This window comes from Serratia sp. CY76391 (assembly GCF_052166695.1).
Classification (GTDB): domain Bacteria; phylum Pseudomonadota; class Gammaproteobacteria; order Enterobacterales; family Enterobacteriaceae; genus Serratia; species Serratia nematodiphila.
Genome location: NZ_JBJNOJ010000019.1, coordinates 1 through 13367 on the forward strand (window position 1 = coordinate 1; position 13367 = coordinate 13367).

Genomic DNA, 13367 nt, shown 5'->3' on the forward strand with positions numbered 1-13367 from the left:
GCAAAGAGGTCGATAACCACCGCCAGATACAACCATCCCTGCCAGGTCCGGATATAAGTGATGTCGGTGACCCAGACCTGATTGGCCCGAACAACGGTAAACTGCCGCTGTACGCGATTAGGAGCTACCACTGAAGGTCGGCCGGCGATACGGCGTGGCGCTTTATAGCCGCGTACAGCTTTGATCCGGTTCAGTTGCATAATACGACCCACCCGGTTTTTACCGCAGGTTTCCCCGATTTCGTTCAGATCGCCATGAACTCGCCGGTAACCGTATACGCCTCCGCTCAGTGAATATGAGTCGCGGATAAGTATCAGCAGACGCAGGTTATCTTTATCACGCGCCGAGACCGGGTTGTGCAGCCACGCATAGAACCCGGTCCGGGCGACATTCAGTACCCGGCACATAGTCATCACACCCCATACAGTGCGGTGCTCATTGATAAAGCGGTACTTCAGTCGGGCTCCCTTGCAAAGTACCGCGCGGCCTTTTTCAGGATATCCCGTTCTTCTTCGGTACGTTTTAGCTGTGCCCGTAGTTTCAGGATCTCGCTTTTGGCTTCCAGTAAATCCCGGGCATGCTGTTCGCGGTTATCAGGCTTGATAGCCCATAGCCACTTGTAGAGACTGTGCGCAGAAACGCCCAGACGGTCAGATACTTCGGCAACGGAATAACCGCGTTCCGTTATCTGACGGACGGCTTCTTCCTTAAATTCAGGTGTAAATCGTGGTGTGTCCATATGCTCCCCCTTGTATCTTGAAAGTGGATTACTATGTTCTGACTTAGATTTGGCAAAGCCCGTGTAGCCCGATTCCTCCTGGGGTTATTCAAGCCCGCAGCATAGCGACTGACGCACAGGCTGAGCCGTTCATCTGAAGCCCGAACAGTTGTCTGAACTTCACATCGTATTTGCAAGGAGGGGTATAGATGAGCGTGTCAAATCAACATTGCGCAGGCATTGATGTTTCGAAAAGCACTCTGGATATTGCAATCAGCAGTATTGCCCAGCCCTTCACTATGCCAAATGAAGATGCCGGTTTTAATCAGATACTCAAAGAGTTAAAAACTCAACTGATCCTGATGGAAGCCACCGGGGGACTTGAGTCTGGTGTGGCTGGCTATCTTCAGTCTGAAGGTTTCGATGTGGTTGTTATCAATCCCCGACAGGCGCGAGATTTTGCTCGCGCAATGGGCTATCTGGCTAAGACCGACCAAATAGATGCCAGAGTCCTGCTACAAATGGCAAAAGTTATTAACCAGCATCCTGAGCGGGAAAAATATATTCGCCCCTTACCTGATGTTCACAGGCAGTTGCTGGCAGCAATGGTGGTCAGACGCCGACAATTAACGATCATGCTTACCGCTGAGCGGAACAGATTGCATCCATCGCATCATCAGAATCATGAAAGTATCAGATTTATTATTTCGGTATTGAAAAGTGAAATAGCGCGTATAGAAGCTGAAATGTCAGCCTATATTTCGAAAAATTTCAGTGAATTATCTGCATTATTGAGCGCCGTTAAAGGTGTGGGTGCAGCGACTGTTGCCGTGCTGCTGGCTGAAGTTCCGGAACTTGGAACGTTGTCACGACGTGAAATTAGTGCGCTTATTGGAGTTGCTCCAGTAAACAGGGATTCCGGCACGATGCGCGGTCGCCGAACGGTATTCGGAGGGCGAGCCTCCGTCCGAACAGCTCTCTATATGTCAGCCCTGGTCGGGACGAGGCACACCCCAGTAATTAAAGAGTTCTATACACGCCTCGTTGCCGCAGGGAAACCCAAAAAGGTTGCACTGACCGCCTGCATCAGAAAACTACTGACCATCCTGAACGCAATGCTGAAAAATAATGAAGCATGGGATCCGTTGTATCACCAACATGCTTCGTAATCGGACTCGAAAGACAGTTGCTATGCTCAAACTATAGGGCAGGATCGTCTACCGGGGTGGGGTCAGTCCAATGCTTGCATACTTCTACAACTTGTTAGAACCGTTAAGACAACGCTATCAGAAACGTTTTTATTTTTGGAACCGAAGCCGCTTCTCATAATCATCACGACAATCGACATCACAAAAATGAGCTTCAGCTAATGGGTCAAGACAGTTGTGGCACATTCCTATGAACGAAAGTGACTCTCTGGTTCTATTCGCCAGCAAGCGATTCATTCGCTCTGTTTCGAGCTCTTGGGCAAGATCGACTTCATCAACCATAAAATTATCCTTATTTCATAAACACATTTTAATGTGAAATTAATCTTATGAATGGATGATTAATCAGTACAAGACCATTATGTGTTACAAAATGCAACATGCTAGCGGTAATCACTACCGTCTGATAAATATATCGCTGGGTATGTAAGCATCCCTACAAAACGGCTAATTCATTTTTAGAGAGCTTCCGGCACACTGATGATCCCCCCTGAGGAGAGCGCTATGCGTAAAGCTCGATTCACCGAACATCACATTATCATCGCCGTTCTGAAGTCTGTTGAAGCCAAGCCGGAAGATCGGAAGCTTCGTACTACAACTGACAAGCAAAGTATGAAAGCCTCTGATATCAAAAATATCAAAGATCTAGAAGACAAAAACCGGCGACTCAAACAGATGTTTGTCGATCCCAGCCTGAAATGTTGCACGTTAAAAGACGTCATCGAAAAAACGTTAAAACCAGCGATGATAAAGTGTGAACTCGTAGGCTCTTTGACCCCGTAATTTGCCATGAGTTTACGCCAGGCCTGCAGGACGTTATCGCTGGGCTGGGCTGGGCTGGGCTGGGCTGGGCTGGGCTGGGCTGGGCAGTGTACTGATACCGGGCGTGATAAACCAGTGATCCTGGCACTGACTAAGCTGGTATAACGTTCTCCGCGAGACGGTTTTAAGAAGCTGTTTCGGTGATCCGCAGTCAGGGACATAACTGGAATTATAAGCGAGTACACCGGATTTACTGTCTGTTGAAACTGAATTTTCGTCGCAAGGGAAAGCAGCGTTTGCCTGTCCGTAACCCGGTGCCATTAGCTACATCTGAAGCCGCTTAATCAGAGCTGGCCCAGAGATTTTATGCACGATGCCCTGCTCTGTAGCAGAGGCTTCCGGACTTTCAATGTGGTGAATAACTTTAACCGCGAAGCGCTGGCGATAAGTATCGCAGCGCATGCTACGGGTTCTGGACAGAATAGTGGCAAACCGAGGTTATCCGCTAAAGATGCGAATGGGCAACGTTCCAGAACTTATCTCACTGACACAATGGGCTGAAGAACATGGTGCCATGCTGAAGTTTATTAAGCCCGGTAAGCCGAAACAGAATGCCTTTATCGACCGCTTTAACCGGACATACCGGACGAAGATACTGAATTTTTATCTGTTCAGAACCCTGAATGGAGCTCGGAAAATTACGGAGCGCTGGCGAACTAAATATAACAGCGAGCGGTCTCATTAATCACTGAACAACCTGACGCCGGAAGAGTACCGGTTGATGGCTGAAAAACCGGAACTATCAAAAAGCGTCTGGAATTAAAACGGATGTGCTTACAACTGCACAAGCATCATCAAGGTAAATGCTTACAAAAACCGACGTTTGTACATAATGGTGGGCATGCAATATTTTTTAATTTCCATAAGGAAAACAAGCCCAAAAACATCACAATCAAAACTGACATCATCAAAATTAATTTTCTCATGTTACCCACGCCTCATAGCAAAGAGGGAAATTAGTAACAACGAGTCCCTAAACAAGCATTAAATGAAAAACGTAATATCATGCAACACTCCATCTCAAGGTCGCCCGTAGGTTAAGATCTTCAACTCCCTTGCGGGAATGCTGTTATTAGCAGCACCACGTCTCCGCCTCAAATATTCGGTTCATTCATCCACGATCTTAAGTTACCAGCCAAACTGGCACAGTCGTATAACTCAAATTCAGAGCGGGTTACAAAACTGATACTCGTTGCAGTGCCCTATCTGCTCATTAACCTGCCCTGGCGATCACTGCTGCCTGCAGATACGATGATACCGGAATATACCGGCTGAGTATTACCGGGATTGCTGTTCCTGGTCATGGTGTTCAGCGGGCGGATAGTTTTTTCCCGTCCGCCGTTGCTGCTGTCTTTCCTTATTTTCTCCCTTCCCTTGCTGTGGATGCCCCCCCGGGAGCGACACCTGGCGTGCAGTAACCCACGTGATCATGATGTGGTGTGGCAGTGTTTTTCTGCTGTGGCTTTCGGCCTGTCGGGTGTCTGAGGAACTGGCTGCATTCTCGGCATATGCCCTGATTGTCACAGGCCTTATGTAAAGAGGGTGCTCTGGCCGGCGGGCTATGCGCACTGGCTCCCCCAGCAAAGTGACATGCGTCCCTCCGACGGCTTTCGCCAGGTGGCCAGTTTCCTGCCGACGATGCTGGCACTAAGCCAGCACCGTTGGCTCTTTTCCGGGCAGAGACGTTTTCTGTCTGCTGTTGCGGTGTTTATTCTGGACCCAGTACGGTCGGGCTGCTGGGTGTGGTGCTGGTGTCCGGCCTGATAACCGTGGCTGGCTGGCGAGTAATACGCAGGCACCTGTATCTGACATATCGTGGTGCTGATGTTGACCTAGACCGCGCTGCGCGATGTCCGTGCTCCTGATGTCCCTGGCCCCATTTCTTGACCACGACAGCAGCAGAGCAGCCCGTCTGCAGATGTGGCACGTTTGCCTGAAACTCATGTGCACACATCCCTTGACTGGCATGAGGTACGGGATGTTTGAGGGGGAAAGATCTGCAGGAACTGCCCATGCCAGTGCACTCGCTTACATTAGCGCTCTTTGGTAATTACCATAGTTTGCGTCGTAAAATCACCTCTCTGCACATTTTCAGCATACCCAACTTTAAATTGTCCATCCGTTCGCATGTCAATAACCCGACCATCGAGAGAGAAGGTCCCCCTCTGATTTAAAAGCGACAGAGTAAATGCACTGGCCGAAGGCATATCAATAGCAACGCTCCCCTTGCTGGATGAAGCGAAATCAATAATCCCTTTAGGATACGCGGCTTCAGCATCACGGCTTTGTAGTGGGTCCCCTCCCACAGAGTACGCCATTATATTAAGTTGAGGGGTCCCATCAAAAATAGAAACTATCCACTGATCCTTTGTAACCATTATATTGTTTGTTGTGATGTTTACCAAGTAATTCAGTCAAACTATCGTAAGGAATAACCCTAGGAGTAAAAATATCTAACTTAGTACTGTCATAAGTGGAAAATCGACCACCCCATTCGAAAATAGAACAAGATAAGCTCAGCATCGATGTATCATACATTTCAACATCCACAGAACCATTCGAGTCTTCGTTTGATGCAGTATTTAACTTACTATCCACTGTTATTTTCATTGAACCATCACGCTGTGATGTCAGTTTGAAAGGCCGCTGCTGCCCCATAAAAACACTCATACCACTCGCGTAAGAAAACATTCCAGAGAAAATACCAAACTCTGTCACCGCATCTGCCAGTTCATTTGGATCAGTGGGGGGAAACTGGCCAAAAAACACCAACACTATCTTTCAACTTCAAAGATTTTCCAACGGCATCCATAATAAAACCAGTGCCGATATTTTTATTAAAATCAGAGTCTATTTCAGTCTTGTCACCACATTGCTGATCATAAATCTGAGTTTCATTCGCATCCCATGTAGTATATATTTTAGTCATTTACCCCTCAAATCATTACCATTAGAAATATAAACATTTACTATCAAACGGGAGTTAGATAATTGCAAATATATTCAGCTAAAACGTGACGAATGTCACAGCGCTATGCATCCCCGAAAGCAATTATAAGTTACATATACTGGGAGTAAAAATTCCGGTGGTTAGCTAGTACTCGTTATGGGACGTACTGGCCGGCGCCGATCTCCGACTTGCTGCACTTTCTCAGGACACTGGTATTGTTCGGTAGCTATCTGTTACATATAAGCCTACGCATGCACCACAGAGCCCCCCTATCCCCCTACCTACCGAGGTGCGCTCACTCGCTGGTTCCGACGTCATGGAATGCTCTGGTACTGTTGTACTTCTCCCTAACAGTACCAGAGCATAAATCAGTGTTGCAGTGCTGGGTGCCTCCCAGTGAGCCGTTGGCCAGCCACCGTGGCTCGAGATCTTTTAAGCAAATTCCCGGTTAGAAATTCTGGATTTGCCCCTGTAACTCTAGAACTCTAGACTCTTCGACTCTCTTATTTAGGTCTACCGGCGTCGCAGATATTCTCGCTGCGAACGGTAGCAGCCTAACGCACTGTGCGGATGCCATTCGTTATAATGTTCGAACGCCATCGCCAGATTCTGCACTGCAGTACGCGCATCCGGACGCGGTATAACGCTGATGTAGTCACGCTTCATCGTCTTCACGAAGCTTTCTGCCATGCTATTACTCTCCGGGCTACGCACCGCTGTTCTTTTCGGCTTCAGCCCCAGCAACCGGGCGAACCGCCGGGTATCATGCGCTCTGTAGGCTGGGCCATTGTCTGTCAGCCACTCGATTGGGTCTGGCGGCAGGTGTTGTCCGAAGCGACGTTCCACCGCACCCAGCATCACGTCCTGAACAGTGTCACTGTCGAAGCCGCCTGTGCCGGCGGCCCAGTGAAGTGCTTCGCGGTCACAACAGTCCAGGGCGAAGGTGACGCGGAGTTTTTCACCGTTATCACAGCGGAACTCGAAGCCGTCAGAACACCACCGCCGGTTACTTTCATTGACTGCCACCTTACCTGTATGCGCTCGACCTGCCGACCGCACTCTGGGTTTTCGTCCCAACAACAGTGAATGCTGGCACATGATCCGGTACACCCGTTTTGCATTGACGACGGCCAGCTCCTGTGTCTCCGATTGGCGGCGCAGTAATGCCCAGACTCGACGGTAACCGTAGGTCGGCACTTCACCGATAACGCCATTGATCCGCTCAAGCACATCGGCGTCATCGGCCTGGCGCTTTTATCTCTCGTCCTGCCAGTTATCGGGACGATGCTTCAGGGTATATAAGTGCGCACGCGAGACCTGAAGACAGCGGCTGACGAAGCTCAGTCGCCATCCCCGGGCAATAAGGGCACGTGCGCTATCCACTTTTTGGGCGACCATACTCGACAGCTTCCTTCAGCAGCTCGTTCTCCATGGTTTTTTACCCAGCAGGCACTGTAGCTCTTTGATTTGTTTCACCGCCGCCGCAAGCTCTGAGGCGGGAACAACATCTTAGCCAGCCATGATTGCGGTGAGGCTACCTTCCTGGTACTGCTTTCGCCAGGCGAAGATCTGGTTTGCATTTAACCATGAAGCCGTGCGACATGGGATACCGTCATGCCAGGCTGAAGCGTTTCCTGGACAATGGATATTTTTTCCTGTGGAGAACGGCGCCTGCGGCGTTCTGGTCCGAGCAACTCTTCGATCATGCTTATCTCCCAACTAGTCTAATGACTAGTTTTAAGACTAGTCATTAATTTAAGGTGGGTCGAAGTGTCTGGAGATTCAGGGGGCCAGTCTAAATTCCGCTGTCCCCCCCCCCCCCCCGACGCATAGTGGGATTCACTGCAACGAAAATACGCTCCGATAGGGAGACTGGAATAATCAAGTTTATTTTTTAACCAGTCACCTCCTCAGCGAAAAACTAAACAACAAATCATTGCCTCCCCCTACCATTACCAAGCATTCTGCAACAACCCAGAGGGAGTTATGAAGTTTTTTTGGGGGGGGTAAAACATATTTACGTAAAAGCTTGTTCAGGCATGACAAAAAGCCAAAACATTATAGCAAAAATGAATCTCAGTTCCGACAAACCAAATTCACTTTGCGGGAATTTTTTTGGTTCATCGCGTCTTAGCATGAACCAATAGAAAACAGCAGTCAGAACGTTTAGGTTTGTATTCGCCCCCCCCTAACTGTCACTATGAATGCTAACCTTTGCTCCTTGTTCCGGGAAGGCTTTGTCGTTAATTCCTTCTCTCATCCTTCTGCTAACACCGTGCTTATTCAGCTCCAGCCTGACTCTGCCATCCCTCCCTGTTATCGTCGCTGTGAACGACAGATTTCTGTTGTGCATGATGTCTCCTTTCGTCGAGTGCGTAAACGCCAGTTGCTCGACTGGAGAGTCTGCCTCAACGTCCCCGTCCGTCGTTTGTGTTGCCCCCACTGCGGTATCACCACCGAAAAAATCAGCTGGTTGCCTGAACGCCAGAGATATACTACGACGCTATCCGTATGGGTTGAATCACTGGCCCGTTTACTGCCGATTAAGCATGTCGCACAACTCACTGAGCTGCACTGGCATACGGTCAAGAATATTGACTACCGGCGTCTGCTGCGGGAACGGACAGAGCCGTAGCGCCATACCCTTCGCCGCCTGGTGATGGATGTTCAAAGGACATCGTTATGCCACCGTGGTGATGGATGCGGATACGCAACAGGTATTGTGGGTGGGAGAGGGGCGTAGCAGAGCGGCCCTGCGCCCCTTCTTCACATGGCTGAGGCCTGAGCTGTGCCGCTATCCAGTCTATCGCCATGGATATGAATACGGCGTTAGATCTTGAAGTCAGGCATCACTGCCCACAGGCGGAAGTGATCTATGACTTGTTCCATGTGCTGGCAAAGTATGGCCGGGAGGTTATCGACCGGGTCCGCGTCGACCAGGCCAATCAGTTTCATGATAACCCAAAATCGCGTCAGGCTGCGCAACCCGGAAAATCTCCCCGAAGGGCATGAGGTAAAACTCACAGAGTTACTGGAAGCGAATCAGCAGTTGTATGTGGTATGGCTGATGAAAACGGCGCTGAAAGAACTGTGATACACCCCGAGCGAGCAAGAGGCACAAAAGCGCTGGGCAAGCTGGTACAGACAGTCCCGGGAAAGCGGAATAAAGGCGTTGCAACACCTCGCCGAGAAGCTGAAAGGATATGCCGGTGGCATCATCGCGAGTGCCAGACACAGGTTGAATACCAGCGTGCTGGAAGGGATGTACAATAAGATAAAGGTGATGAAGCGGATGGCTTATGATACCGAGATAACGCTTACTTCTTCCTGAAAATCAAAGCGGCGTTCCCCGGTAAAGTGCGATGAACCATTTTGCCCCATTCCCCACGACATCACCGCAACGAAACAACTCCCCCTATTGACATAGCCCAACTCCCTTTTCTACTTTCCAGCTGCTTGCATAAACACAGCGCGGGATAAGTTTATGCCGTAGGCGATCTGTGTCACCCAATGGTGGCACATGGACCAAACTCAGTAATTGCGGCGGGTTATTAGCCATAGTTTCTGGTCAAGATTACTTGAGTGCCATGTGTCACCACCCGCTCAGTAGTAATACCCTGCAAATTCGGGCATAGGTGTTACTAGTTAAACTGGCCCCCTAAATTTGACCGGCTCCCCGTTGATTAATACACCCCGATGTTAGTAATGTCTTCATATTGACCCTGACCCCGAACAATCCACTGAGCTAAATGAAACTGCAGCACTTTTCACCGCTCAGCAAGGAAACCCCAAATACATTTTCACAAGCGATATCTTATACCCCTGTGCTAATGCAAATATTGGTAGAGATAATCCTTGTTCAAGTGATGGAAAAGAGGAGACTTATATGGGTGAAAAAAACGGCATTGGGCGATTAGAATTCTGGTTGGGTTTGATCGGAGTTATAGTCTCCATTGTGATTGCTGTCGCTGCCACGTCCTGGACTGTATCCAATAGAATTACTGATGAAATGTCACAAGAACGCCAAGAAATTAATGGAAGTATTCAGACCTCAGAAGACCATTTAAATGGTCGAATAGACAAACTGGATAGCAAGGTCGATACCGGGTTTAAAGATACAACTTCTCAGCTAAATGACATAAAAGTGATGATAGCCACGTCGACAAATCATTCTGGCAACAAAAATCAGTAATCGCGATACCTTGGCTGCTTATGATGAACAGCCTGGCTGCCTTTTTACAAGTTGAAGTCACTTATCCAATTGACATCATAACTCCCCCGTCCATACATTCGCGTTTGCTCTTCAAAGGAGTAACGGTGCGGCATCGGTTTCTTGTTGTCAGTCTGATGATGCGCCACCCAATCAATGGTAATTCCCTGCAAATTCTGTCACAGGTGTTAATAGCAACTTTATACTGGCGTAGGGCGTTACCACCAGACAATGGCGGTGGCGAGAGCCAGGCTTGAACTCCTTATATGGTTCTCTGTCACTGCCACCCAAAAATAACAGCCTTGGTAGCAAGGAAGCTCAAAGGATGGACTGAGGCTGTGCTGATTTCATCGTATTGTATGAATAACAACCTCTACGAACGGCACCACGGCTAGGTACCGCACACAATAAGATCGCCGCGCCAGCGCAGAACCGCAGCCACGGGTGGATGTGATTATCATCATCAACCCCTCCCCTCCTTCGGGTGTATTTTTTGCTATTCTTCACTCACGGCTCCCACCGTATCAGTTTTGCAAATAAGTAAGCACCGACTGTTTGCAGCAGTTCGGGGCTTTCGCTTTTTAGACTTAAAAACCAGCTCAGGGCTGGCGGTCGGTATCAAACCACAGCGTTAGTTATCAATTTCCTCGGCTCACTGTTCGATCCTCTGACAATGTCTTTCAGTTTTCCGGCAATAGTGGCAGGAATGATATTGGCGACTTGGTAGGGAACGCCATATTGCGGTGACCAATCGTCAGAGACGGATATTTTCGCTGGGCAAGCAACAACACCTAGTAATCACCCGACAGGTGCACGCAGCGACATATGTTTACCCTCCATCTGAATAACCAGAAGTCATCACAATCAGAATACAACTCCCCCTTACATCCCTACCGCAAGGGGGAGTTGTAATCTATTTCAGACGCTCACGTAATATGGACAGCGCCACATCCAGCATATTACTGCCTCCCAGTTGATGGGTTTCGGGAGATAAATGCTGCAATACAGCCGGAAGATGTGCACTAATCCAGTCCATAACATCCGGCCGAGAGAGTCCCATACGCTGTGCAAGCGAAGATAATTCACCTTCGCTGAACAAAGTACTAATATTCTCATGGGTAAGGTTCTCTGCCGTCAGCCCCTCCCCCTCTTCCAGAGTCTTTAAACGTGCCAACAAAGTAGGAACCCCACCCGCATCCTGCACCCAAGATAAAAAAGCGACCAGGTTCAGATGCCCTTCCCCTCCCGGAAAGAATTGCCCCACAATGCTGCTCAGAATCCCCATGACTAACCCCCTCTTAATTCAACCACTGCGCCACGCCACCATGGCGTGAGCAAGAGCCGCTGTGTTGTTGACTGTGACTGAACGAACCGTCTTTACACCTTGCTGTAGCCCCTGCTTCTGTCGCATTTGGAGCTGCTGCCGGTGTTGGCACTGACTTTGGCGCAGGGATTGGGACGGGGGTTGGATTTTGCTTTTGCGCGGGCGCGGGCGCGGGCGCGGGCGCGGGCAGGGTTTTCACCTTTTTCACAAATCGTCCACCGTTATCCCGTACAATCGCCGGGGCCGTATCTGCTGGCTGCAGCGTGATATTATCAGCCTTTGGCTTTCGTGGGTGTGAGGCCTTCTTCGGCGCAGGAATGTCTGTAGTTTGTTGTACATCAACAGACTGTTGCGCGTCTTTCTTTGCCGGAGATGCTGCCATCGTTCCAGAGCTCAGAATAAAACCGCAGACAAGAAAAGCAAGAGGTAATATACGCATAGTCAAAACTCTCCGTTACACAAATGAATAATGAATCACTAACAAGCAATAAATCTTTAACAACGGGAGGTTATTTTTAGCAATAACAACCTAAAAACCAACGCCAGGCTGGCGGTCAATTTTCTGTACGCTTACTCAGGCTTATCCGGCCACTCTGGCTTTTCTATATCAACTCGGCTCAATTCCACGCTGTAGCGCTCCCAGGCGTCCAACCTAGCCTTTTCTGCGTCCGTGGCCATGCCCGAGTTTCACGGCGCTTTCAAGTGGCCTTATCACGTCTTCCGCTTCGCTCAGTAACCGAGACTTCCTTGATACCATGCCCTGGCGGCCCCCCTCGGCCGATAGCGGCGGGATATCTGCGCCCATAGCAGCCATGCCATGAGTAATCTGGTCTTCCAGTGCAATACGCACCGATACTTTGTATGCTTCGACGTTCATATCGACACCTTAAATTGGGCAAAAAAAGAATCACCTGAATCAAGCACTCCCCCATAACCGGATAAATCCCGGTTAATAGCTTTACCCTTGCTAACTTTACAAGTAAACAACGTCGCCATAGACGGGGCTACAATGCAAGATAAAATCAATAACAAGCTGTATTTTTTCACTATTTCGCCTTCTATTTGATAGGAAATTAATCTGAAAGGTATTAACGAGGTAGGTACGATAAAAACGATCGGTTTAGTGAAATTGATCGTTACAACAGACCAATCGTGCCTAGTGGACAGTCAACACAACCCGTTACTAGCTTCTTGTCTCCACTTTTTATTGAAACAAAAGGAAAAGGTATGCGTTTAGCTTCACTTATTGTCCTGTCTCTCCTGGCTGTTCAGCCCGCTTTTGCCAAAGGCACTCACTACTATTCCCATCATCGTACCAGCGCAGCACAATCACAGAATAGTGACTTAATCGAACAAGGGGAATACAGCAACTCGGATGCCAATGAAGTCCACCATCCAGCACATACGAAATCCCACAAGGTCCCCGAAGGAGCTACAGCGAAATGCAACGATTACTCATACAGTTTCAGCCAGCACCACCGTGGGACATGCTCGCGTCATGGTGGTGTTGCTGAGTGGTTGTCTTAGCCAAAAAAGACCCGCTACTAACGGGATATAAAGTTAAATAAGCATTGAAGAGTTATCAAAATTATGGAATGGGTCATTGGTTTTATTGTTCTCGTTTTTATCGTATCTATGTTTAAACCGAGCCGATGTGACATTTGTGGTACTGATTTTAAAAAGAAGTATTTCACATGGACAATTGATAGCAAAAAGCAGCATCTATGCCCTTACTGCAGTAGTAAAATGGATCGAAGAATAAGCGACAGGCGCTTTAAAAATAAATTTGGTTAAATCTATCGCCACCTGCCTAGTCGGTGGTTTAGAGGTGAAAGTAAAAGAACACCTCCTGAGGAGGTGGCTTTACACGACGCCCCTTAAAGGGGGCCATTTTCGAGTTAATCCTGCAACAACTCCATCTGCTGTTCGGGCTCTTAACGCACTGGAGCTGCACTACTGAGGCTGGATGCACAACCCTCGGGGGCTGAACCGACAGTTGCTGGTACAACTGCTGACAGGTGCTTATGTTCACCGTCATGAAAACGTGCTAATCATCGGGCCAACGGGATGTAGCAAAACATATGTTACCTGTGCCCTGCGTATTACCGTGAAGGAGGTCGGTGAGTAACATTGAT

10 protein-coding genes and 5 pseudogenes are annotated in these 13367 nt (G+C 48.7%); 6 read left to right on the forward strand and 9 right to left on the reverse strand.

The window, feature by feature from the left end:
• Positions 1–739, reverse strand: a pseudogene (locus ACJ8PN_RS24665) (IS3 family transposase); the annotation flags it as partial.
• Between the two features lie 188 nt (positions 740–927).
• Between ACJ8PN_RS24665 and ACJ8PN_RS24670 the strand changes: the two are divergent.
• Complete coding sequence (locus ACJ8PN_RS24670) at positions 928–1887, forward strand: IS110 family transposase (protein ID WP_442535324.1); 960 nt, start codon at positions 928–930, stop codon at positions 1885–1887.
• Positions 1888–2016: 129 nt separating this feature from the next.
• Here ACJ8PN_RS24670 and ACJ8PN_RS24675 read toward each other — a convergent pair whose 3' ends face one another.
• Positions 2017–2208: a hypothetical protein gene (locus ACJ8PN_RS24675; protein WP_420277200.1), complete on the reverse strand. Its 192-nt coding sequence runs from the start codon at positions 2206–2208 to the stop codon at positions 2017–2019.
• Between the two features lie 222 nt (positions 2209–2430).
• Between ACJ8PN_RS24675 and ACJ8PN_RS24680 the strand changes: the two are divergent.
• Positions 2431–3511 (forward strand): annotated as a pseudogene (locus tag ACJ8PN_RS24680) (integrase core domain-containing protein).
• A 1270-nt stretch (positions 3512–4781) separates the two neighbouring features.
• On the opposite strand, the gene ACJ8PN_RS24685 reads toward ACJ8PN_RS24680, so the two are convergent.
• From ACJ8PN_RS24685 to ACJ8PN_RS24700, 4 genes and pseudogenes are all read right to left on the reverse strand, one after another.
• A complete protein-coding gene (locus ACJ8PN_RS24685) occupies positions 4782–5054 on the reverse strand; it encodes a hypothetical protein (protein WP_420277201.1) in 273 nt (90 codons plus the stop codon).
• A gap of 34 nt (positions 5055–5088) precedes the next feature.
• Positions 5089–5523 carry a hypothetical protein gene (locus ACJ8PN_RS24690; protein WP_442535325.1) on the reverse strand — a complete coding sequence of 145 codons (435 nt, stop codon included), beginning with the start codon at positions 5521–5523 and terminating at the stop codon, positions 5089–5091.
• Positions 5489–5677: a hypothetical protein gene (locus tag ACJ8PN_RS24695; RefSeq protein WP_420277203.1), complete on the reverse strand. Its 189-nt coding sequence runs from the start codon at positions 5675–5677 to the stop codon at positions 5489–5491. The genes ACJ8PN_RS24690 and ACJ8PN_RS24695 overlap by 35 nt, the downstream gene beginning before the upstream one ends.
• 534 nt (positions 5678–6211) lie before the next feature.
• Positions 6212–7404: pseudogene (locus ACJ8PN_RS24700) on the reverse strand (IS3 family transposase).
• 494 nt (positions 7405–7898) lie between these two features.
• Between ACJ8PN_RS24700 and ACJ8PN_RS24705 the strand changes: the two are divergent.
• Together ACJ8PN_RS24705 and ACJ8PN_RS24710 are read left to right on the forward strand one after the other, a co-directional pair.
• Positions 7899–9064, forward strand: a pseudogene (locus tag ACJ8PN_RS24705) (ISL3 family transposase).
• Positions 9065–9584: 520 nt separating this feature from the next.
• Entirely contained in the window at positions 9585–9890 is a 306-nt protein-coding gene (locus ACJ8PN_RS24710; RefSeq protein ID WP_420277204.1) for a hypothetical protein, read from the forward strand.
• A 931-nt stretch (positions 9891–10821) separates the two neighbouring features.
• Here the strand turns inward: ACJ8PN_RS24710 and ACJ8PN_RS24715 are convergent.
• The 3 genes and pseudogenes from ACJ8PN_RS24715 to ACJ8PN_RS24725 all read right to left on the reverse strand — a co-directional run.
• Positions 10822–11193 (reverse strand): YidB family protein, encoded by a 372-nt coding sequence (locus ACJ8PN_RS24715; RefSeq protein ID WP_420277205.1) that lies wholly within the window; start codon positions 11191–11193, stop codon positions 10822–10824.
• A 13-nt stretch (positions 11194–11206) separates the two neighbouring features.
• Complete coding sequence (locus tag ACJ8PN_RS24720) at positions 11207–11671, reverse strand: DUF3761 domain-containing protein (RefSeq protein WP_442535326.1); 465 nt, start codon at positions 11669–11671, stop codon at positions 11207–11209.
• A gap of 131 nt (positions 11672–11802) precedes the next feature.
• Positions 11803–11977, reverse strand: a pseudogene (locus ACJ8PN_RS24725) (tail fiber assembly protein); the annotation flags it as partial.
• A gap of 482 nt (positions 11978–12459) precedes the next feature.
• Between ACJ8PN_RS24725 and ACJ8PN_RS24730 the strand changes: the two are divergent.
• Together ACJ8PN_RS24730 and ACJ8PN_RS24735 are read left to right on the forward strand one after the other, a co-directional pair.
• Entirely contained in the window at positions 12460–12759 is a 300-nt protein-coding gene (locus ACJ8PN_RS24730; protein ID WP_442535327.1) for a DUF3761 domain-containing protein, read from the forward strand.
• A 439-nt stretch (positions 12760–13198) separates the two neighbouring features.
• Positions 13199–13360, forward strand: coding sequence for an ATP-binding protein (locus ACJ8PN_RS24735; protein WP_420277208.1), 162 nt, complete (start codon positions 13199–13201; stop codon positions 13358–13360).
• Positions 13361–13367 lie beyond the last annotated feature (7 nt).